The organism is Aquabacter sp. DMC10 (assembly GCF_056314145.1).
This window is the reverse complement of sequence record NZ_JBQUYX010000009.1, coordinates 106,073-127,610: the sequence shown is the minus strand read 5'-3', so window position 1 is coordinate 127,610 and position 21,538 is coordinate 106,073. Positions and strand designations below refer to the sequence as shown.

19 protein-coding genes are annotated in these 21,538 nt (G+C 65.9%); 17 read left to right on the top strand and 2 right to left on the bottom strand.

The annotated features are described in order from the left end of the window. From ACT54L_RS21745 to ACT54L_RS21715, 7 genes are all read left to right on the top strand, one after another. The gene (locus tag ACT54L_RS21745; RefSeq protein WP_476087731.1) at nucleotides 1-768 is read left to right on the top strand and encodes a biotin--[acetyl-CoA-carboxylase] ligase; all 768 of its coding nucleotides are present in this window, start codon (nucleotides 1-3) and stop codon (nucleotides 766-768) included. Further along, a complete protein-coding gene (locus tag ACT54L_RS21740) occupies nucleotides 765-2,438 on the top strand; it encodes a ribonuclease J (RefSeq protein WP_476087730.1) in 1,674 nt (557 codons plus the stop codon). Before ACT54L_RS21745 ends, ACT54L_RS21740 begins: the two co-directional genes overlap by 4 nt. 39 nt (nucleotides 2,439-2,477) lie before the next feature. After that, complete coding sequence (gene mce, locus ACT54L_RS21735) at nucleotides 2,478-2,882, top strand: methylmalonyl-CoA epimerase (protein WP_476087729.1); 405 nt, start codon at nucleotides 2,478-2,480, stop codon at nucleotides 2,880-2,882. 6 nt (nucleotides 2,883-2,888) lie between these two features. Beyond that, nucleotides 2,889-3,161 carry a DUF1467 family protein gene (locus tag ACT54L_RS21730; protein ID WP_476087728.1) on the top strand — a complete coding sequence of 91 codons (273 nt, stop codon included), beginning with the start codon at nucleotides 2,889-2,891 and terminating at the stop codon, nucleotides 3,159-3,161. A 693-nt stretch (nucleotides 3,162-3,854) separates the two neighbouring features. Further along, nucleotides 3,855-5,180 (top strand): proline--tRNA ligase, encoded by a 1,326-nt coding sequence (gene proS, locus ACT54L_RS21725; RefSeq protein ID WP_476087727.1) that lies wholly within the window; start codon nucleotides 3,855-3,857, stop codon nucleotides 5,178-5,180. 14 nt (nucleotides 5,181-5,194) lie between these two features. After that, nucleotides 5,195-6,487 (top strand): lipoprotein-releasing ABC transporter permease subunit, encoded by a 1,293-nt coding sequence (locus tag ACT54L_RS21720; RefSeq protein WP_476087726.1) that lies wholly within the window; start codon nucleotides 5,195-5,197, stop codon nucleotides 6,485-6,487. Continuing rightward, nucleotides 6,487-7,197, top strand: coding sequence for an ABC transporter ATP-binding protein (locus ACT54L_RS21715; protein ID WP_476087725.1), 711 nt, complete (start codon nucleotides 6,487-6,489; stop codon nucleotides 7,195-7,197). Before ACT54L_RS21720 ends, ACT54L_RS21715 begins: the two co-directional genes overlap by 1 nt. A gap of 24 nt (nucleotides 7,198-7,221) precedes the next feature. On the opposite strand, the gene ACT54L_RS21710 is transcribed toward ACT54L_RS21715, so the two are convergent. Further along, complete coding sequence (locus ACT54L_RS21710) at nucleotides 7,222-7,656, bottom strand: EamA family transporter (protein ID WP_476087724.1); 435 nt, start codon at nucleotides 7,654-7,656, stop codon at nucleotides 7,222-7,224. Between the two features lie 269 nt (nucleotides 7,657-7,925). Here ACT54L_RS21710 and dnaE point away from each other — a divergent pair, with 269 nt between their 5' ends. Beyond that, complete coding sequence (gene dnaE, locus ACT54L_RS21705; RefSeq protein ID WP_476087723.1) at nucleotides 7,926-11,366, top strand: DNA polymerase III subunit alpha; 3,441 nt, start codon at nucleotides 7,926-7,928, stop codon at nucleotides 11,364-11,366. A gap of 99 nt (nucleotides 11,367-11,465) precedes the next feature. Here the strand turns inward: dnaE and ACT54L_RS21700 are convergent, their stop codons facing one another. Continuing rightward, nucleotides 11,466-12,995 carry an FAD-binding oxidoreductase gene (locus tag ACT54L_RS21700; RefSeq protein WP_476087722.1) on the bottom strand — a complete coding sequence of 510 codons (1,530 nt, stop codon included), beginning with the start codon at nucleotides 12,993-12,995 and terminating at the stop codon, nucleotides 11,466-11,468. Nucleotides 12,996-13,141: 146 nt separating this feature from the next. Between ACT54L_RS21700 and ACT54L_RS21695 the strand changes: the two genes are divergently transcribed. The 9 genes from ACT54L_RS21695 (at nucleotide 13,142) to rseP (ending at nucleotide 21,500) form a co-directional block, all read left to right on the top strand. Continuing rightward, the gene (locus ACT54L_RS21695) at nucleotides 13,142-13,705 is read left to right on the top strand and encodes an arsenate reductase/protein-tyrosine-phosphatase family protein (protein ID WP_476087721.1); all 564 of its coding nucleotides are present in this window, start codon (nucleotides 13,142-13,144) and stop codon (nucleotides 13,703-13,705) included. A 253-nt stretch (nucleotides 13,706-13,958) separates the two neighbouring features. Further along, a complete protein-coding gene (locus ACT54L_RS21690; RefSeq protein WP_476087720.1) occupies nucleotides 13,959-14,960 on the top strand; it encodes a 30S ribosomal protein S2 in 1,002 nt (333 codons plus the stop codon). A 103-nt stretch (nucleotides 14,961-15,063) separates the two neighbouring features. Further along, complete coding sequence (tsf, locus tag ACT54L_RS21685) at nucleotides 15,064-15,987, top strand: translation elongation factor Ts (RefSeq protein ID WP_476087719.1); 924 nt, start codon at nucleotides 15,064-15,066, stop codon at nucleotides 15,985-15,987. 16 nt (nucleotides 15,988-16,003) lie between these two features. Further along, nucleotides 16,004-16,720 carry a UMP kinase gene (pyrH, locus tag ACT54L_RS21680; RefSeq protein ID WP_476087717.1) on the top strand — a complete coding sequence of 239 codons (717 nt, stop codon included), beginning with the start codon at nucleotides 16,004-16,006 and terminating at the stop codon, nucleotides 16,718-16,720. A 199-nt stretch (nucleotides 16,721-16,919) separates the two neighbouring features. After that, nucleotides 16,920-17,483, top strand: a complete 564-nt coding sequence (gene frr, locus ACT54L_RS21675; RefSeq protein WP_476087716.1) for a ribosome recycling factor — start codon at nucleotides 16,920-16,922, stop codon at nucleotides 17,481-17,483. Nucleotides 17,484-17,524: 41 nt separating this feature from the next. Beyond that, nucleotides 17,525-18,295 carry an isoprenyl transferase gene (locus ACT54L_RS21670; RefSeq protein ID WP_476087715.1) on the top strand — a complete coding sequence of 257 codons (771 nt, stop codon included), beginning with the start codon at nucleotides 17,525-17,527 and terminating at the stop codon, nucleotides 18,293-18,295. Further along, nucleotides 18,292-19,101: a phosphatidate cytidylyltransferase gene (locus ACT54L_RS21665; RefSeq protein ID WP_476087714.1), complete on the top strand. Its 810-nt coding sequence runs from the start codon at nucleotides 18,292-18,294 to the stop codon at nucleotides 19,099-19,101. The genes ACT54L_RS21670 and ACT54L_RS21665 overlap by 4 nt, the downstream gene beginning before the upstream one ends. 8 nt (nucleotides 19,102-19,109) lie before the next feature. After that, on the top strand, nucleotides 19,110-20,279 hold the full coding sequence (dxr, locus tag ACT54L_RS21660; RefSeq protein ID WP_476087713.1) for a 1-deoxy-D-xylulose-5-phosphate reductoisomerase: 1,170 nt from the start codon (nucleotides 19,110-19,112) through the stop codon (nucleotides 20,277-20,279). A gap of 75 nt (nucleotides 20,280-20,354) precedes the next feature. Continuing rightward, nucleotides 20,355-21,500, top strand: a complete 1,146-nt coding sequence (rseP, locus tag ACT54L_RS21655) for an RIP metalloprotease RseP (RefSeq protein WP_476087918.1) — start codon at nucleotides 20,355-20,357, stop codon at nucleotides 21,498-21,500. The last annotated feature ends 38 nt before the right edge of the window (nucleotides 21,501-21,538 follow it).

The following is a 21,538-nucleotide window of genomic DNA, read 5'->3' as shown; positions in this document are numbered from 1 at the left end:
ATGGCGCCACAGCGTTTTCAGAGCCTGACCATACCTATCGTCCGGTTTACGGAGATCGGCTCCACCAATGCGGAAGGCCTTTCGCGCCTTTCGCGGGGGGAGCCGATGCCCGTTTGGCTGGTGGCGGACATCCAGACCGCAGGGCGGGGACGGCGCGGCCGTCCCTGGACCAGCGAGCTGGGCAATCTGTTCGCCTCCCTGGTCCTGCCCAATCCGGCTCCTCCTGCTTATGTGGCGCAGCTTTGCTTCGTCGCCGGCCTTGCCCTGCGCGATGCGGTGCTTGCCGCCGCGCCGCTGGTGGTGCCGGAGCAGTTGAAGCTGAAATGGCCCAATGACTTGATCCTGGACGGCGGCAAGCTGGCCGGCATTCTTGTGGAGGGCGGGACGGATCCGGCCGGCCGCCCGGCGGCCGTGGTCGGCTTCGGGGTGAACTGCCTGCACCACCCGGAGGGTCTGCCCTATAAGGCCATCAGCCTCGATTCGGTGGGCTGCCCCACCGCGCCGGACCGGGTGCTCGAGGCGCTGGACCGTGCCATGGCCGTGCGGCTCAACCAGTGGAACGGGGGCAACGGCTTCCCCTCCGTGCGCACGGACTGGTTGCGCCATGCCCTGGCGCTGGGTGACGCGATCACCGTTCGCATCGGCGAACGGGAGGTCACGGGGCGCTTTGAGAATATCGATGCCCGCGGCGCGCTCATGCTCCGCCGGCGAGACGGAATTGCTGAGATCATCACCGCCGGTGACGTCTCCTTGCCAAAGGCGGAATGACCGTGGCGGATTTGCAGGAACTGGTCTTCGCACCGCTGGGCGGTGTCGGAGAGATCGGCATGAATCTCGGGCTCTACGGCTTCGGCCCCCGCCGCGCGCGGCGGTGGCTGATGGTCGATCTGGGCATGAGCTTTGCCGGGGAAGAAGCGCCGGGCGTGGACCTGGTGCTGCCCGACATTCGTTTCCTCGAGGCTGAAAAGAAGAACATCGAGGGCCTCCTCCTCACCCATGGACATGAAGACCATGTGGGGGCGGTGCTGGACCTTTGGCCGCGCCTGAAGGTGCCGGTCTACACCACGCGCTTCACGGCCGGTCTCCTGGAGGCCAAGCGCTGGGCGGAGCCCGGCGCGCCCAATATTCCGATCACGGTCGTGCGGGCAGGCGAGCCGTTTCAGCTGGGACCGTTCGGGGTGGAATTCATCCCCGTCGCCCATTCGATCCCCGATAGCCACGCCATCGCCATCCGCACGCAAGCCGGCCTGGTGCTCCATACGGGCGACTGGAAGCTTGATCCCAACCCCGTGGTTGGGGCGGTCACCGATTCCGCTCGGCTGAAGGCGCTGGGCGATGAAGGCGTGCGCGCCATCATCTGCGACTCCACCAATGCCATCCGGGACGGTGTCTCCCCCTCCGAAGCGGATGTGGGGACGACGCTCAAGGAGATCGTCGCCAAGGCCAAGCACCGGGTGTGCTTCACCACCTTCTCGTCCAACGTGGCCCGCATCCGCTCCATCGGCGAGGCGGCCATGGCGGCTGATCGCGATGTGGTGGTGGTGGGCCGCGCCATGGATCGGGTGATTGGTGTGGCCCGCGAGCAAGGCATGCTCGACGGTATTCCACCGTTCCGCTCAGTGGAGGCCTATGGCTATCTCCCGCGCGACAAGGTGGTGGCCCTGTTGACCGGGTCCCAAGGCGAGCCACGCGCCGCCCTGAGCCGCATTGCCAGCGATGACCATCCAGAGATCGCCCTGTCATCAGGGGACCTGGTGGTGTTTTCCTCGCGCACCATTCCCGGCAATGAGCGGGTGGTGAACAAGGTCATCAACGGCCTCGTGAAGCGTGGCGTTCGGGTGATGACCGACCGCGACGGGCTGGTTCATGTTTCCGGCCATCCCCGGCGCGGGGAGCTGGAGCAGATGTACGGCTGGGTCCGGCCGCAGGTGTCGATCCCCGTGCATGGCGAGCCCATGCATCTGGCCGAACATGCCGCGCTCGCCCGGCGTCTCGGAGTCAAGGAAGTGGTGCTGTGCAGCGACGGCCACGTGGTGCGCCTTGCACCCGGGCCTGCGGAGCGCGTGGACGACATCCCCTTCGGCCGCCTCTACAAGGACGGCAAGGTGCTGGTTTCCGACGCCGCCCGCACCATCCCCGAGCGCCGCAAGCTGGGCTTTGTGGGCGTCGTCTCCGTGGCCCTGGCGCTCGATGCCAAGGGGGCTGTGGTGGGCGATCCCTCGGTGGAGCTGACGGGCATCCCCGAGCGGGGGGAAGGCGGTGTCGACATGCTCGACCATGTCTTCGATACCGTTGTCGCGACGCTCGACAGCCTGCCGCGCGGGCGCCGGCGAGATCCCGACTCGCTGTCCGAAAGCCTGGAGCGGGCGGTGCGGTCCGCGGTGAACGGGGCCTGGGGCAAAAAGCCCGTTTGCCACGTTCACATCGTGGAGGTCTGATATTAGCTCGCGCCTTGTGGCGCGGCAGGGGAGGGGACAATGATCGGACGTCTCAACCATGTGGCGATCGCGGTGCGGGACATCGCGGCGGCAACCGCTCTCTATCGTGACACGCTTGGTGCCGAGGTGTCGGAGCAGGTGGCCCAGCATGCTCATGGCGTGACCACGGTCTTCATCAATCTGCCCAACACCAAGATCGAGCTGCTGGAGCCGCTGGGCGAGGGATCGCCCATCGCCAAGTTCCTGGAGCGGAACCCGGACGGCGGCATCCACCACATCTGCTATGAGGTGGACGACATCGTCGCGGCGCGCGATCAGCTGAAGGCGAAGGGTGCCAGGGTTCTGGGCGATGGCGAGCCCAAGATCGGGGCCCACGGCAAGCCGGTGCTGTTCCTGCACCCCAAAGACTTCAACGGCACCTTGGTGGAACTGGAACAGGCCTGACGCGCCGTGCAGATCGGGTCTATCCTCGCAGTCTATTTCATCGTCTGGTGGGTGGTGCTGTTCGCGGTGCTGCCCTTCGGCGTGAGATCCCAGGCGGAAGCCAATACGGTGGAGCCGGGCACAGATCCCGGCGCGCCCACGCGTCCGCTTCTGCTGCGCAAGGCCATCGCCACGTCCATCCTGGCGGCCGTTGTGACCGGGATCCTCATCTATCTGGCCAAGAGCGGCATCGTGCGGCTGGAAGACCTGCCCATGCCCTTCAAGACGGACGTGGACTGAGGCGCCGGCCCGCCCCGCGCCCATCCCCGGCCGAGATCACCGGAGCGCCACGCAAAAAGGCGCCCTTTGAGTCTTCCTGCTCAGACCGACGGTGAAGCCAAGAAGAGACGAGGCGCCAACGTCTTTGCCGCACTGCCGCAAATTCAGGCATTGCCGTGGCGGAATGTCGCAGCGATAGAAGTTCTTACCAGGCCGTTAAGTTCGCGGTTTTGTGATCAAGGGGTAGGAAATTGCGCCCGCCGCCCCGTCTCCAGACCTTATCTGGATGCCGATCAGGAATCCCTTTTCCGAATCTTGCGGCCACGGGCGCCCGAAAAGAAAAAAGGCGAGGCTCGCGCCTCGCCCTTTTCCTGATGCACTTTTTGGCGGGTGGCGCGGGTGCAGCCGAGCCTACCCAGTGCAGCCGTTCCCGTTCCCACGCCTCGAAAAGGCGGTCTCCGGTCGGCTTTGGTTTGTTTTCCTCCCGAGACCTGGACCCCTCTATCCACGATGCCTGCGAAGGCTCAGTGGCGGTCCCCTTTCTTTTAACCCGTGAAAAGTAGAACAAGATGTGCGGCTTTGTCATCCTTGCGCCGCAATAGGCAAATTGTTGCGTCGCAACACAATCTGGCCCAGGCCGGGCTTGTGTTTTCAGGGTCGTTCCGCTTTCAGTGTCCTCGCCCGACCTCTCACTCAGCCTGCGAGTCCAACGCAATGCGTCTGTCCCGTTATTTTCTGCCCATCCTTCGCGAGGTTCCGAAGGAGGCGGAGATCGTTTCGCACCGGCTGATGCTGCGGGCGGGCATGGTGCGCCAGGAGAGCGCCGGCATCTATGCCTGGCTGCCGCTCGGCCATCGGGTGCTCAACAAGATCTGCAACATCATCCGCGAAGAGCAGAATCGCTCAGGCGCCATCGAACTGTTGATGCCCACCATCCAGTCGGCGGACCTGTGGCGGGAGAGCGGCCGCTATGACGATTACGGCAAGGAAATGCTGCGCATCCGGGACCGGCATGACCGCGAGATGCTGTTCGGCCCCACCAATGAAGAGATGATTACCGAGATCGTCCGGGCCTATGTGAAGTCCTACAAGGCCCTGCCGCTCAATCTCTACCACATCCAGTGGAAGTTCCGGGACGAGGTGCGCCCGCGCTTCGGTGTCTATCGCTCGCGCGAATTCCTGATGAAGGACGCCTATTCGTTCGACCTCGATCAGGCCGGCGCCCGCCATTCCTACAACAAGATGTTCGTCGCCTATTTGCGCACCTTTTCCCGGATGGGGCTGAAAGCGATTCCCATGGTGGCGGACACGGGGCCCATCGGCGGCAACCTCTCCCACGAATTCATCATTCTCGCCTCCACCGGCGAGAGCGAAGTGTTCTGCCATGGCGACTATCTCGATCTCGCCCCGCCGCCGGCCGGCGTGAATTTTGATGACGCCGCTGCTCTCCAGACCACCGTCGACCAGTGGACCACCCTCTATGCGGCCACGTCGGAAAAGCACGACGAGGCGGCTTTTGCCGCGATTCCGGAGGGCCGGCGCCTCGCCGCGCGCGGCATCGAGGTGGGCCACATCTTCTATTTCGGCACCAAATATTCCGAGCCCTTCGGCGCCAAGGTGCAGGGGCCGGACGGGGCCGAGCACCTCATCCACATGGGCTCCTACGGCATCGGCCCCTCGCGGCTCGTTGCGGCCATGATCGAGGCGTCTCACGATGACGCCGGAATCATCTGGCCGGACGCCGTGGCGCCCTTCCAGGTGGGCATCCTCAACCTGAAGGTGGGTGATGCGGCCGTGGATGGGGCCTGCGCGGAACTTTATGCGAAGCTGACCGCGTCCGGCGTCGATGTCCTCTATGATGACACCGAGGAACGCGCCGGCGCCAAGTTCGCCACCGCCGATCTCATCGGCCTGCCCTGGCAGGTGCTGGTGGGGCCGAAGAGCCTGGCGGAAGGCAAGGTGGAGCTGAAGCGCCGGGCGGACGGAAGCCGTGAACTGCTTTCGCTGGTCGACGTCTATGAGCGCCTGAAGGCACACTGAAGGGAGCGCGGCGTATGGCATCTTCCACGGCGACCGGGACCGACGAGCCGAGCGGCACGCGGCCCTTCTCCGCCTTCGAGTGGATGCTGTCGCTGCGCTATTTACGGGCCCGCCGCAAGGAGGGGTTCATCTCGGTCATTGCCGGCTTCTCCTTCCTCGGCATCGTGCTGGGCGTCGCGACCCTCATCATCGTCATGGCGGTGATGAACGGCTTCCGGCAGGAACTGCTTTCCAAGATCCTGGGGCTGAACGGGCATCTGCTCGTCCAGCCCATGGAAAGCCCGCTGACCGATTATCTGGCGGTGGCCGAGCGCATCTCCAAGCTCAACGGTGTGCGCCTCGCCGTGCCGCTGGTGGAAGGCCAGGCGCTGGCCTCCTCGCCCTACAATGCCTCCGGCGTGCTGGTGCGCGGCCTGTCCGAGAAGGACCTGCGAGCACTGCCTTCCATCGCCAACAATATCCGGCAGGGCACGCTGGAAGGCTTCGATCAGGGCCAGGGGCTGGCGATCGGCAAGCGCCTCGCCGACCAATTGTCCCTCCATGCGGGGGACAACATCACCCTGGTGGCGCCGCGCGGGGCCGTGACCCCCATGGGCACCTCGCCGCGCATCAAGGTCTATAAGGTGGCGGCCGTGTTCGAGATCGGCATGTCGGAATATGACGGCGCCTTCGTCTTCATGCCGCTGCCCGAGGCCCAGGCCTATTTCAACCGCAATGGCGATGTGAACGCCATTGAGGTCTATATCGACAAGCCGGACGACGTGGCCGAACTGCGCCCCGCCATCCAGGCGGCGGCGGAGCGGCCGGTCTATATCGTCGACTGGCGGCAGAGGAACGCCACCTTCTTCAATGCGTTGCAGGTGGAGCGGAACGTCATGTTCCTGATCCTGACGCTGATCGTGCTGGTGGCGGCGCTGAACATCGTGTCCGGCCTCATCATGCTGGTGAAGGACAAGGGCCACGACATCGCCGTGTTGCGCACCATGGGCGCGACGCGGGGCGCGGTGATGCGCATCTTCCTCATCACCGGCGCTAGCATCGGTGTGGTCGGGACCTTGTGTGGCTTCCTGCTGGGCGTGCTGGTCTGCCTCAACATCGAGGAGATCCGGCAGTTCATTTCCTACCTGACCCGCACGGAATTGTTCTCGCCGGAGCTCTATTATCTCAGCCGCCTGCCGGCCGAGATGAATATTGGCGAGACCGGAGCCGTCGTGGGCATGGCGCTGATTCTGTCCTTGCTGGCCACCCTCTATCCCTCCTGGCGCGCCGCGCGGCTCGACCCGGTGGAAGCCCTGAGATACGAGTGATGACCGCTTCCGCCTCCGACGATTTCGCCGGTCCCCCGGCCCTTGCGCTCGCCGATGTGTCGCGCCGCTATCCGCAGGGCGAGGCCTATATCGAGGTGCTGCGCGCCGCCAATCTGGTGGTGGAGCCGGGCCAGTCGGTGGCGTTGGTGGCGCCGTCCGGTTCGGGCAAGTCCACCTTGCTGCATTTGTGTGGCCTGCTGGAGCACCCGGACGAGGGCGAAGTCTATATTGACGGCCGTCCCACGGCGAAGCTTGCCGATGCGGAGCGTACCCGTATGCGGCGACTCCATGTGGGCTTCGTCTACCAGTTCCATCACCTCCTGCCCGAGTTCACGGCGCTGGAGAATGTGATGATGCCGCAGATGATCCGCGGCCTCTCCAAGAAGGATTCGGCGGCGCGGGCGAAGGACCTCCTGTCCTATCTTGGCCTCGGCCATCGGCTGTCCCATCGGCCGGCGGAATTGTCCGGCGGCGAGCAGCAGCGCGTGGCGATCGCACGTGCGCTGGCCAATGCGCCGCGCCTGCTGCTGGCGGACGAACCCACCGGCAATCTCGACCCGCGCACGTCGGACCATGTGTTCGGCGCGCTTTCGGAACTGGTGCACGCCACCGGGGTGGCTGCGATCATCGCCACGCATAACCTGGCGCTCGCCTCCCAGATGCATCGGCGGGTCACCGTCATGGACGGGCAGGTGGTGGAGCTGGATTGATCCCTTGGCCGGCCGGCGCGGCTGCTACCGCACCGCCACCAGGATCGCCCCGCCGGCGATGAGGGCGACGCCCAGCCAGTTCAAGGCGCTCAACCTCTCCCCGAGGAACAGGGCACCGAAGATGGCGACCATCACCACGCTCAATTTGTCGAGCGGCGCCACCTGTCCCGCATCCCCCATCTGCAGCGCGCGGAAATAGCAGAGCCAGGACGCGCCCGTCGCGGCGCCGGACAGGATCATGAAGACCCAGGTCTTGGTGGGAATGGTGCTGGGCGCCTGCCAGGCATCGCCCGCCATCACCACCAACGAAATGATGGCGAGAATCACGACGGTGCGGATGAGCGTCGCGAGATCCGAATGGACGGCGCTGACGCCCACCTTGCCGAAAATGGCCGTGAGCGCCGCGAAGACCGCCGCCCCCAATGCCCAGAATTGCCAGCTTCCCGCAAACGCCTTCATCGCAGTGCCCGCTGATGCCAAGTGATGGCCAGGCAGGACGGCCCGGCCCACCGCCATTGCGGCGAAGGGCGAGGTGGCGTCAAGACGGCCCTGCGGTCAGCGAAGGGGAAGGGAAACGGCGGCCTGGGCCTGACGTCCACTTGGTGCTCGCGCCATCGGCGCAACAAGACGAGGCGCTGTTTCCGCGGCGTTCGGAACGACTCGTTTTCCCGCACGCGCCGCCCATCTAAGATGGATCTGGAACCGTCCTTCTCCGTCCCCGAGTCCCCATGCCCGATCCCGGCTTCGTCCACCTGCATCTTCATTCGGCCTATTCCCTGCTGGAAGGGGCGCTGACGTTCGGCAAGCTGGCGGATCTGGCCAAGGCCGATGGCCAGCCCGCCCTGGCGCTCACCGACACGGGCAATTTGTTCGGTGCGCTGGAATTTTCCGAGAAGATGTCTGGCGTCGGCATCCAGCCCATCCTGGGCGTGTCGCTGGCGGTGGACGTGGAGACGCCCCAGCAGCGCGGCTCCGTCCTGCCGGTGAAGAAGCCGCGCATCGTGCTGCTTGCGGCGCGGGCGGAGGGCTGGCGCAACCTCATGACCTTGGTCTCCCGCTCCTATCTGGAGACGGCCAATGACGATGAACCGCGCATACGGCTCGATTGGCTGGAGGACGCCAATGCCGGCCTGATCGCGCTCACGGGCGGTCCGTCGGGGCCGATCGACCGGGCCTTGGCGACCGGTCATGGGGACATTGCGGCGGAGCGCCTCGCCACGCTGGCGCGCCTCTTCCCGGATCGACTCTATGTGGAAGTGCAGCGCCACGGCATGGCTGTAGAGCAGTTCGTGGAGCCGCAGCTCCTGGACCTTGCCTATGACCGCGCGCTCCCCCTCGTCGCGACCAACGAGCCCTTCTTCGCGGCCCAATCGGACTATGAGGCCCACGACGCCCTGGTGTGCATCGCGGAAGGCCGCATGGTGTCGGAGGGTGATCGCCCGCGTCTGACGCCGGAGCACCGCTTCAAGACACGCGCCGAGATGCTCAGCTTGTTCGCGGATCTCCCCGAGGCGACGGCCAATACGGTGGAGATTGCCCGCCGCTGCGCCCACCGGGTGCGCACCGCCAAACCCATCCTGCCGCGCTTCACCACGGGGGAAGGGCAGGGGGAAGATGCGCTCGCCGCCGAGGCTGCCGAGCTGGAGCGCCAGGCGCAAGAAGGCCTCGCCCAGCGCCTCGCCAAGCACGGCCCGGCCGAGGGGTTGGACGTCAAGGTCTATGAGGAGCGCCTCGCCTACGAGATCTCCGTCATCACCAAGATGAAGTTTCCCGGCTACTTCCTCATCGTGTCGGACTTCATCAAATGGGCCAAGGCCCACGACATTCCGGTGGGGCCGGGCCGTGGTTCGGGCGCCGGTTCGCTGGTGGCCTATTCGCTCCAGATCACGGACCTCGACCCGCTGCGCTTCGGCCTGCTGTTCGAGCGCTTCCTCAATCCCGACCGCGTGTCCATGCCTGACTTCGACGTGGACTTCTGCCAGGACCGGCGCGACGAGGTGATCCAATATGTGCAGCGCCGCTATGGGCGCTCGCAAGTGGCGCAGATCATCACCTTCGGTACCCTCCAGGCGCGCGGCGTGCTGCGCGACGTGGGACGCGTCCTGGAAATGCCCTACGGCCAGGTGGACAAGCTCTGCAAGCTGGTGCCGCAGAACCCCGCCGCGCCCGTCACCCTGAAGCAGGCCATTCATGACGAGCCCCGCCTCCAGGCGGCGCGCGAGGAAGAGGTGGTGGGCCGGGCCTTCGACATCGCCGTGAAGCTGGAGGGCCTCAACCGCCACGCCTCAACCCATGCGGCGGGCATCGTGATCGGCGACCGGCCGCTGCACCAGTTGGTGCCGCTCTATCGCGATCCCAAGTCCGACATGCCGGTCACCCAGTACAATATGAAATGGGTGGAGCAGGCGGGCCTTGTGAAGTTCGACTTCCTCGGCCTGAAGACACTGACCACCATCACCACGGCTGTGCGCCTCATCCGGCAGCGGGGCATCGACCTCGATATTTCCAAGATCCCCCTGGACGATCCCAAGACCTACGCCATGCTGGCCCGCGGCGAGACGGTGGGCGTGTTCCAGGTGGAAAGCGCGGGCATGCGCCGCGCCCTCGTGGACATGAAGGCCGACCGCATCGAGGACCTGATCGCCCTCGTGGCGCTCTACCGTCCGGGCCCCATGGCCAACATCCCCGTCTATTGCGACTGCAAGCACGGCCGGGCGGAGCCGGACTATATCCACCCCAAGCTCGAGCCCTATCTGAAGGAAACCTTCGGCGTCATCATCTACCAGGAACAGGTGATGCAGATCGCCCAGGCGCTGGCCGGCTATTCGCTGGGCGAAGCGGACCTGCTGCGCCGCGCCATGGGCAAGAAGATCCGCGCCGAGATGGAGAAGCAGCGCGCCCGGTTCGTGGACGGCGCGCAGGAGCGCGGCGTTCCCAAGGCCCAGGCGGACACCATCTTCGACCTCCTGGCCAAGTTCGCCGACTACGGCTTCAACAAGTCCCATGCGGCCGCTTACGCGCTGGTGGCCTACCAGACCGCCTGGCTGAAGGCGAACTACGCCACCGAGTTCCTGGCGGCGTCCATGACCCTCGACATGGGCAATACGGACAAGCTGGCGGAATTCCGTCAGGAATCCCAGCGGCTCGGCATCGAGGTGGTGCCGCCCTCGGTGAATTTGTCGGCTCGGGAATTCCAGGTGGTGGACGGCAAGATCATCTATGCCATGGCTGCCATCAAGGGCGTGGGGGGCGCGGCAGTGGATGCCCTTGTCGCCGCCCGCGGCAGCCAGCCGTTTAAGGACCTGTCCGATTTCGCCGACCGCCTGCCGGTGAAGATGGTCAACAAGCGTACGCTGGAAAGCCTGGTGAATGCCGGCTGCTTCGACGTGCTGGAAAAGAATCGCGCCCGGGTGTTCGCCTCCCTAGAAGTGATCGTCGCCCATGCCGCCCGCGAGGAGCAGGGCAGGGCGATGGGGCAGAACGACATGTTCGGGTCGGGACCGGTGAAGGCCGCCTTGCCGCTGCCCCAGGCGGAGCCGTGGGAGCCTTCCGAGCGGCTGAAGCGCGAGCATGACGCCATCGGCTTCTTCCTCACTGGCCATCCGCTGGATGATTACGCCCCCGCGCTGAAGAAGATGCGGGTGCAGTCCTTCGCCGATTTCTCCCGCGCCGTGCGCAATGGCGCGGCGGCGGGGCGGCTCGGGGCCACCGTGGTGTCGCGCCAGGAGCGGCGAACCAAGTCCGGCACGCGCATGGGCATCGTGGGCTTGTCCGACCCCTCCGGCCATTTCGAGGCGGTGATCTTCTCGGAGGGCCTTGCCCATTATCGCGACCTTTTGGAGCCCGGCACCCCCCTCCTGCTGATGGTGGGGGCGGAGCTTCAGGGCGAGGATGTGCGGGTGCGCATCCAGACCTGCGAGCGGCTCGATGCGGTGACCGCCCGCGCCAATCGCAGCCTGCGCATCTTTGTGAAGTCGCCTGAACCCCTCGACGGCATCGCCCGGCGCCTGTCGGACGGCAAGGGAGACGGGGAGGTCAGCCTCGTCCTGCTCATGGAGGAGAGCAAGGCGGAGGTGGAGATTCGCCTGGAGGGACGGTTCCCCGTCTCGCCCCAGGTCGCGGGCGCACTGAAGTCCATTCCAGGCGTGATTGCGGTGGAGGCGGCCTGACCCCCCGCGCTTCAGGGTGTTTGACCAACACGTAAGCGCGTGCCCTGCCTCTGGCGCAGGGCCTTCACCCGAACCGATACCGCCGGCCCCGGAAAGCGCCTAGGTCGCCAACGGCCGGATGGACTGCGGGTAGCGGAACAGCTCGTCCGGGTCGATGCGGCCCTTGATGCGGCGCAGGCGTTCCAAATTGGCACCGTAATAATGGCGGGGCGCGTCCACGAGCCGAGGGTCGGGGAAATTCTGAAATGCGCCTTCGCCGCAGAAGGGCAGCAAAGTTTCGTATAACTCGTCCAACCAGTCCTGCGTCCGCGCAACGCGCGCGGACGTCTCCTTTTCCTCCCAATAGGCCGCCGCCGCGATCAGCCAGAGGCTGTTGCGATGCACGAAGGCAGATCGGTCGGCCGGGACCTTGTTCATGGCGCCGCCGCACTGAAACAGCTTCAGATTGCCGCTGCCGTGCTGGCCCGGGAACTGGCGCACCAGGCGGAACGCGATCTCAAGGGGCCTGCCGCCGAATGAGGCGGACGCAAAGCGGGAGCGCTCCCGGAACGATTCGTATTGGGCAAACTCGGTCAGCAAGGTCTGGCCATCCCAATAGGGGAGGGTCGCGATGCTCGCCTTGGTGGGAGCAGCGACCTTCAGGGCGGGGCCCAGGATGTCCATGAGGGTATCGCGCTCGCCAATCCACTGGCCGAGCAGCGTCAGGTGCGCCGGTGCCTGCGCATCGGTGGGCGCAGCCACGATGGCGACCTTGACCCCCAGGCCGTCCGGCGCCTTCTCCAATGCGGGAATGAGGACCTGCGCCACCTCTTCTGCGCGGGTGGTCCAAATGAGGTCGAAGGCGGTGCAGCGCTCCACCGGGAAAGTGGCGAGCTCGAATTCCGTGTGGATGCCGAAATTGCCGCCCGCGCCACCCCTGCAGGCCCAGAAGAGGTCACCATTCTCACGCTCGTTGAGCGACCGCAGTTGGCCCGTGGCATCCACCATGCGGGTCGAGGTCATCAGGTCCGATCCCACGCCGTGGCTGCGCATGTCGAAGCCGATGCCGCCGCCCAGAAGGAAACCGGCCAGTCCGACAGTGGCGCAGCGGCCATGCACGACGGAACGGCCAAGAATCGATAAGGCTGCGTGGACATCCCCATTGCGCACCCCCGCCTGCGCAACCAGCCGGCCAGTGGCCGCATCGTAGGAGATGCCCTTCATGCCGCCGGTGTCGATCATCAGGCCCGGCGTGGTCGAATAGCCCGCATAATTATGCCCCCCGCCGCGGGCCACAAAGGGCAGGCCTTCGTTTCGGCACCAAGTGATGGCCGCCGCCACATCCTCGGCCCTTGTGCAGCGGGCGATGGCCGACGGCTGGACATCCGCATAGATCAGGTTGGCAGGCCGCGCCATGTCGGCAAATCCGGCATCCCCCGGCCGCAGCAGGCGGCCGGCGAGACGCTGCTCCAATTCCCGCCACGCGGTGTCGGTGACGTTCGGGCCTTGGAGCGCCCGCACCGGCCGGACACCCGCGGCCAGAAGGCCCAGTGCGACGCCGCCGCCCAGGAAACGGCGGCGCGAGGGGCTTGCCGGTGCCGGGGCTGGCCGGAAGCTGTCATCGGGCCGGGGCGCGCGCTGCGGCATCATGATCGGAGTGTCCTATGCGGGATGATGCCGATGATGGGGCGCCAGCGGCAGCTTGGCAATAAACAGAGGGCAGTTGCGGCCCCATGTCCCCGTCTCGTCAGCCGTCGCCGGATCGTCAATCGGATGCGGTACGATGGTCAGGTGTGATGAGGGAGCTGAAGATGCGTTGGATGAAATCCTGTATCGGTGCGATGTTTGTGGCTGCGCTCATGCAGACGGGAGCCTGGGCGGCCCCGCTCAAGGTGGCCTTTGTGGATACGGGAAATACCGGCCGGAGCATCACCGCCGAGACCATCGCCAAGATCTATGCTTGGTCTCACAACCTGGACGCCCTCTTCATCTCGCGCGGCATTGACGTCAACCCCTACGAGACCAAGGTCGAGATGAATGCTCAGATTCTCTGGTCACAGAAGGGTGTTGACCTGTCCACCCATGTGGCCGAGCAACTCAATGAGCGCGACGTCAAGCGCTCCGATCTGATCCTCACGCTCACCGAGCGGCATAAGAACCATATCCTTGAAAAATATAAGGAAGCCGCCGGAAAGACTTTCACGCTCGGCGAATATGTGGGCGGTATGGGCAGCGATGTGGACGATGCCTGGGGCAAGCCCATGGAGGTCTATGTCCAGATGTTCGCCCAATTGAACAAGCTGGTGCCTGCCGCCCTTGACAAGGCTATGGCCGGCCGTCCGGCACCGGCCGCCAAATGAGACGTCGCGTGTGGCGGTCCGGGCTCGGGCGTTGCGCTGAAAGGGAACCCGTTCGCGCCGCCAAGGCCCGGCGGGCGGGCGCAAGATGAATTTTCGCGGAGGACACGAATGCCTCCGGCCTTGCCTCTTTGAAGGGCTTCGCCTATAAGCCGCGCCATTCCGCACGCGGACATCGGCCGAACTCGGCCATCCGGTGCCCTCGGTCATGTCTGATCGAAGGTACGTCCGCGGAGGCTCAACCGGAGATACCAAAGTGGCGCTTCCCGATTATTCGATGCGCCAGCTGCTTGAAGCTGGCGTGCATTTCGGCCATCAGTCCCATCGCTGGAACCCCAAGATGTCGCAGTACATCTTCGGCGTCCGCAACAACATCCACATCATCGACCTGTCGCAGACCGTGCCCGCGCTGCATCGCGCGCTGCAGGCCGTGTCCGACACGGTGGCCAATGGCGGCCGCGTGCTGTTCGTCGGCACCAAGCGCCAGGCCGCGGACCAGGTGGCCGATGCCGCCCGTCGTTCCGCGCAGTATTATGTGAATTCTCGTTGGCTGGGCGGCATGCTCACCAACTGGAAGACCATCTCCCACTCCATCCAGCGCCTCAAGAAGCTGGAAGAGATGCTCTCCGGCCCCGAGCAGGGCTCCGGCTACACCAAGAAGGAGCGCCTGACGCTCTCCCGTGAAAAGGAGAAGCTGGAGCGTGCTCTCGGCGGTATCCGTGACATGGGCGGCCTGCCCGACCTGCTGTTCGTGATCGACACGAACAAGGAAGACATCGCGGTGAAGGAAGCGCAGCGCCTGGGTATCCCGGTGGCCGCTATCCTCGACACCAATTGCGATCCCGACGGCATCGCTTTCCCCGTCCCCGGCAATGACGACGCCGGCCGCGCCATCCAGCTCTATTGCGACCTGGTTGCCCGCGCCGCCATCGACGGCATTTCCCGTGGCGCCGGCGAGTTCGCCGACCTCGGCGAAGCCGAGGCCCCGCTCCTGGACGACGTGCCGGCCGAAGCCAGCATCTGGTCCTCGTTCGAGCCCCTGTCCGGTCCCCGCGGCGTTGCCGACGACCTGAAGAAGCTGACGGGCGTGAGCCCCGAGATCGAGCAGAAGCTCAACGATCTCGGCGTGTTCCACTTCAGCCAGCTGGCTGCCCTCGACGCCCACGATGCCCATGTGATCGGCGAGGAAGTGGGTCTGCCGGGTCGCGTGGACGGCTGGGTCGCCCAGGCCAAGGAGTTCTCCGCCGAGGTCGAGTGATCGTTCCGCGCGGAGTTGAACTGAAGAGGGGCCACCAGGCCCCGACGGCCGGCTCGGGATGCCCCCTTGCCGGCCGTGGTGTGAGAAGAAGAGGAAGCTGAGCATGGCCGCGATCACTGCAGGACTGGTGAAGGAACTGCGCGACAAGACCGGCGCCGGCATGATGGACTGCAAGGCCGCGCTCACCGAGACCAGCGGCGACATCGAAGCCGCCGTGGACTGGCTGCGCAAGAAGGGCCTTGCCAAGGCCGCCAAGAAGGCCGGCCGCGTGGCGGCCGAGGGCCTGGTGGCGGTGGAATCTTCCGGCCACTACGCTGCCGCCGTCGAGGTGAATGCGGAAACCGACTTCGTCGCCCGCAACGCCGACTTCCAGGCGTTCGTGCGCGAGGCTGCCAAGGTGGCCATCAACACCGATGGCACCGTTGAAGCGCTCGCCGCTGCCAAGTTCCCGGGCGAGACCGTCACCGTCGCCGACCGCCTGCAGAGCCTCATCGCCACCATCGGCGAGAACATGACCCTGCGCCGCTCGGTGAAGCTGCAGGTCGAGAAGGGCATCGTGGCCACCTATGTGCACGGCGCCGTGGTCGAGGGCCAGGGCCGCATCGGCGTGCTCGTGGCGCTGGAATCCGCTGGCGACGTGGAGAAGCTGTCCGCTCTCGGCCGCCTCATCGCCATGCATGTGGCGGCGCTGAACCCGCTGGCGCTCGACGCCTCCGGCATCGACCCGGCCACCGTCGCCCGCGAGAAGGCCATCCTGCTCGAGAAGCACCAGGGCAAGCCCGCCAACGTGCAGGACAAGATCGCCGAGAGCGGCATGAAGTCCTTCTTCAAGGAGAACACCCTCCTCGACCAGGCCTTCGTGCATGACGGCTCCAAGTCCGTCGCGCAGGTGCTGAAGGAGAATGAGGGTTCCGTCGGCGCCCCGATCGCCATCAAGGGCTTCGTCCGCTATGCGCTGGGCGAGGGCATCGAGAAGGAAGAGACCGACTTCGCGGCGGAAGTGGCCGCCGCGGCGGGCCAGTCCTGAACCGGGAGGGAGGGGCGTGACCGACCTTCCCTATCCCCGCGTCCTCATCAAGGTCTCTGGCGAGGCCTTGATGGGACCGGAGCCGTTCGGGCTCCATCCCCCCACCGTCACGCGCATCGCCCGTGACCTCGTGGCCGTGCGTGCGCTCGGCTGCGAAGTGGCGGTCGTCGTTGGCGGCGGCAATATCCTACGTGGCGCGCGGGTGGCAGGCGAGGATCTCGACCGCTCCACCGCCGATCACATGGGCATGCTGGCCACCGTCATGAACTGCCTTGCCCTGGAGCAGGCGGTGGAGGCGGCCGGCGAGCCGGCGCGCACCATGTCGGCGATCCCCATGCCGACCGTGTGCGAGCCTTATGCGCGCCAGCCTGCCATGCGGCATTTGCGGCGTGGCCGGGTCGTGCTGCTCGCGGGTGGAACGGGCAACCCCTATTTCACCACCGACACCGGGGCCGCTTTGCGTGCCGCGGAACTGGACTGCGACGCGGTGCTGAAGGCGACCAATGTGGACGGCGTTTATACCGCTGACCCCAAGATCGACCCCAACGCCCAGCGTTATGACCGCCTCACCCATGACGAGGCGCTTGCCCATGATCTCAAGGTCATGGATGCCGCAGCCTTCGCGCTTGCCCGCGAGGCGGCCTTGCCGATAATCGTCTTTTCCATCCGCGAGCCGGGCGCCATCGTCTTGGCGGCGCGGGGCGAGGGACGTGTGACGGTGGTCGCGCCCTAGAACCAGTGTTCCCGGCCGTGGTGTTCGCACCCGGCCGGAGCCGGTCCAAGGGGCACCGGGTTATCACGGATTGGACATTCCAGCCTTCCCAGCCACCCCTTCATGACGTTTCCGCAGGTCCCCGGGGCCAGTGCGGGCGGGAGGAAGGGGAGGGGGAGGCGGCGGCCGAAGTGCCGCAGCACAGAAACAGAGGTATGCCATGAGCAGCGGGCCCTTCGACATCGCCGACCTGAAGCGCCGGATGCAAGGTGCGATCGCCGTGCTGAAGCAGGAACTGGGCGGCCTGCGCACCGGCCGTGCCAGCGCGAGCCTGCTGGAGCCCATCCAGATCGACGCCTATGGCGCCCACATGCCGCTCAACCAGGTGGCCACCGTCTCGGTGCCGGAGCCCCGCATGCTCTCGGTTCAGGTGTGGGATCGCTCCATGGTGAGCGCGGTGGAAAAGGCCATCATCAATTCCAATCTCGGCCTCACCCCGGCAACCGAAGGCCAGGTTCTGCGCATCCGCATCCCGGAGCTGAACCAGGAGCGCCGCCAGGAGATGGTCAAGGTCGCGCACAAATATGCCGAGGCGGCCCGAGTTTCCGTGCGCCATGTGCGCCGCGACGGCATGGATCTGCTGAAGAAGCTTGAAAAGGACAGCGAGATCAGCGCCGATGATCTCGAGCGCCAGTCCACCCAGGTCCAGAAGGCCACCGACGAGGCCATTGCCGAGGTGGACCAGGTGTTGCAGCAGAAGGAAAAGGAAATCCTCTCCGTTTGAGGATGGCCCGGTTGCGGATGGCCAAGACAGGGGACGGGCCGATGTCCACGCGCGAGGGCGCCGACAGCTCTGAGACACAGGCGCCTGCCTGCGTCCCGGTGCATGTGGGCGTCATCATGGACGGCAATGGCCGCTGGGCCACCTCGCGCAACCTGCCGCGCTTCGAGGGGCACCGGCGGGGTGTGGAGGCGCTGCGCCGCTGCGTGCGCGCGGCCCGTGAGATGGGCATTCGCTTTCTCACCATCTACAGCTTCTCCAGCGAGAACTGGTCGCGGCCGGCGAGCGAGGTGTCGGACCTCCTCGGCCTTCTCAAGCGCTTCGTGCGCCACGACCTTGCGGAGTTGCATGCGGCCAATGTGCGGGTGCGCATCATCGGCGAGCGCCAGAGCCTGCCGAAGGACATCGTTCTCCTGCTGAACGAGGCCGAAGCCCTTACCAAAGACAATTCCGGCCTCACCCTGATCGTCGCCTTCAATTATGGCGGACGGCAGGAGATTGCCGCCGCCGCCCGGCGCATTGCCGAGGACGTTCTGGCGGGAAAACTGTCGCCACAGGACGTGACGGCGGATCTGGTGGGCGCCCATCTGCACACGGCGGGCATTCCAGATCCCGACCTCATCGTGCGCACCAGCGGCGAGCAGCGGCTGTCCAATTTCCTACTCTGGCAGGCGGCCTATTCCGAATTGGTTTTCCTGCCCATCTATTGGCCGGATTTCGACCGGGCCGCCCTCGAGCAGGCGATTGAGGAGTTCGCCCGCCGCGACCGGCGGTTCGGGGGCGTGACCGCGCGCACCGGCAGCGCGCGCTCGTGAGCGGCAATCCAGACCTCAAGCAACGCACGCTTTCCGCGCTGGTCCTGGCGCCGGTTGTGCTCGGTCTCACCTATCTCGGCGGTGTCCTGTTCGCCGCCCTCTGGCTGTGTGCCGCAATGAGCGTCGCCTATGAATGGGCGAAGGTGGCCGGGATCGGGCCCCGTCAGGCCTATGTGGCGGTCTCGGGGGTCAGCCTATTGGCGGCTGTCGCGGCCGTGCTTCTGGCCGAAAAGCAGTTCGCCCTGCCGATTCTTTTGGCCGGAGCCCTGGCCACCGCTACCTTTGCCCGCCCCGCCGGCTGGTCGGCGGCCGGCATGTGCTGTGCCGGGGTGGTGTGCCTGCCCATTATCCTGTTGCGGGGAGAGGACTGGCTCGGCCTTTGCGCCGTGCTTTATCTCTATGCGGTGGTGTGGGGGACGGACATCGGCGCCTATTTCACCGGTCGCGCCCTGGGCGGTCCGAAGCTGGCACCACGTCTGTCCCCCAATAAGACCTGGTCCGGCGCCATTGGCGGCGCAGTGATCGGCACCGCGGCCGGGTGTGGCCTGCTGGCGGCCACGGGCCTTTACATCATGCCGCCTCTGGTGGCGCTTGGCGCCTTCATCTCCATCGCCTCACAGGCGGGGGACCTGGCGGAATCGGCATTCAAGCGCGCCTTTGGCGTGAAGGATACGAGCCGTCTCATTCCCGGCCATGGCGGGGTGCTGGACCGGGTGGATGGCTTCATGGTGGCGGGACTCCTGGCCTGCCTCATCGGCTTTGCGCACAGTCCTTCTTCGCCTGCGGCCGGACTGCTGCTGTGGTAGGTGGTGGCATGCTGAGCATTTCCATTCTCGGTGCCACCGGCTCGGTGGGCCGGAGCACGCTCAAGGTCCTCGAAGAAGCCCCGGGGCGCTTTCAGGTGGATGCCGTCGTGGGCGGACGGGACGCGGATGGCCTGGCGCAGATCGCCCTGGCCGTCGGTGCCAAGTTCGCCGTGGTTGCGGATGTTACCGCTGGACGACGTCTGGCCGATCTTCTGGCCGGCTCGGGAATCGCGTGTGGCGCAGGGTCCGGCGCCGTGTTTGATGCGGCGCGGCGTCCGGTCGACCTGATGGTGGCCGCCATTTCCGGTGTGGCGGGGCTGGCGCCCACGGTCGCGGCGTTCGGGGAAGGCCGGCGCATTGCGGTCGCCAACAAGGAGTGCCTGGTGGCGGCGGGCGCCTTTTTCATGGCGGAAGCGGAACGCACGGGGACCACGCTGCTGCCCATGGACAGCGAGCATAATGCGGTGTTCCAGGCTCTGTCCGCCGGGCGTCGGATAGATGTGGAGCGGGTGACGCTGACGGCCTCGGGCGGGCCATTCCGCCGTTCCAGCCGGGAGGAGATTGCCCGCGCCACCGCCGCGGATGCCCTGAAGCATCCCAACTGGTCCATGGGCAGCAAGATCACCATCGATTCGGCGACCATGATGAACAAGGGCCTAGAGCTGATCGAAGCCCATCATCTGTTTTCCCTGGCGCCCCACCAGGTTGAGACGGTGGTACACCCGGAATCGGTGGTGCATGGGCTGGTGTCCTATCGCGACGGGTCGGTGGTCGCAGGCCTTGGCATGCCCGACATGCGGGTTCCCATCGCCCATTGCCTCGGCTTTCCCGAGCGCCTCGACACCTCCTGCCGCCGCCTCGATCTCCCGCGCTTGGGGGCTCTGACCTTCGAGGCGCCCGACCTCGACCGCTTCCCCGCCTTACGGCTGGCCATCGAGGCCATGTCAGCGGGGGGAGGGGCCACCACCATCCTGAACGGCGCCAATGAAATCGCGGTGGCCGCCTTCCTCGAGGGGCGGATCGGCGTCTTCGGCATCGCCGCCATCGTGGAGGAGACGCTCCAGCGCTTGCCTGGCGGTGTCGCGCCGGGCTCGGTCGACGAAGCGCTGGCCCTTGATGGCGAGGCGCGTGTGATTGCGGCCTCCCTCTTGCCTAAGTTTGCCGCAAAGGCGTCCTAAGGGCAGTATGTGCCCCAAGGGTCCGCGCGTTCCTCCCCGCTCGTGAGGTGACGCTGCGTTATCGAGGAACGGATGATGGAAGTTTTGACAGGCATGGGTTCGCTGGGGTCCTCGATTCTTGGCTATATCGTCCCGTTCCTCTTCGTCCTGACCCTTGTGGTGTTTTTCCACGAACTGGGCCACTTCTGGGTGGCGCGGCGTGCCGGAGTGCGGGTCCTGACCTTCTCGCTGGGCTTCGGCCCGGAGATCGCCGGCTTCACCGACCGTCACGGCACGCGCTGGCGTCTGGCGGCGGTACCGCTCGGTGGCTATGTGCGCTTTTTCGGCGACGAGGATGCCGCCAGCACCCCGGATGAGCAGAAGCTGAGCCAGATGACCCCGGCGGAGCGCCGCGAGAGCTTCTTCTATCAGCCCCTGCGCTGGCGGGCCGCCATCGTGGCAGCCGGTCCGATCGCCAATTTCATCCTGGCCATCGTCATTTTCTCTTTGGTCTTCATGACCTTCGGCCGTCAGATCACGCAGCCGCGCGTCGACCAGATCAACCCCAGCAGCGCGGCCGAACGTGCCGGCTTCAAGCCCGGCGACCTCATTTTGACCATCGACGGCAAGCCGATCGAGAGCTTCTCCGACATGCAGCGCGTGGTGGGGGCGAGCGCGGGCCAGCAGCTTACCTTCGTGGTGGATCGCGGCGGCGCGGATGTCACGCTGACGGCGATTCCCGAGCTGAGGGAGATGAAGGACGGCTTCGGCAACGTGCATCGCCTGGGTCTCCTCGGCATTTCGCGTTCGCTTGCGGCGTCTGACGTCACCACCCGCCGCTATGGCCCCGCCGAGGCGGTGGTGATGGGCGCTCAGGAAACCTGGTTCGTGGTGAGCCGGACCTTCGATTATCTGGGCGGCGTCATTTCCGGCCGCGAATCCACAGACCAACTGGGCGGACCCATCCGCATCGCCCAGGTGTCCGGCCAGGTGGCGACTCATGGAATCGGCGCGCTCTTGTCGCTTGCGGCGGTGCTGTCCGTCTCCATCGGCCTTCTTAACCTGTTTCCCATCCCGCTCTTGGACGGCGGCCACCTCCTGTTCTACGCTGTGGAAGCCGTGCGGGGACGTCCGCTCAGCCCGAAGACCCAGGACATCGGCTTCCGCATCGGTCTTGCGATTGTGCTGATGCTTATGGTCTTCGCCACCTGGAATGACGTCCTCCACTTGGCGGCCATGTAAGATTTAATTCAGCATGGCTAAAGGGTGACGTGGCGTCC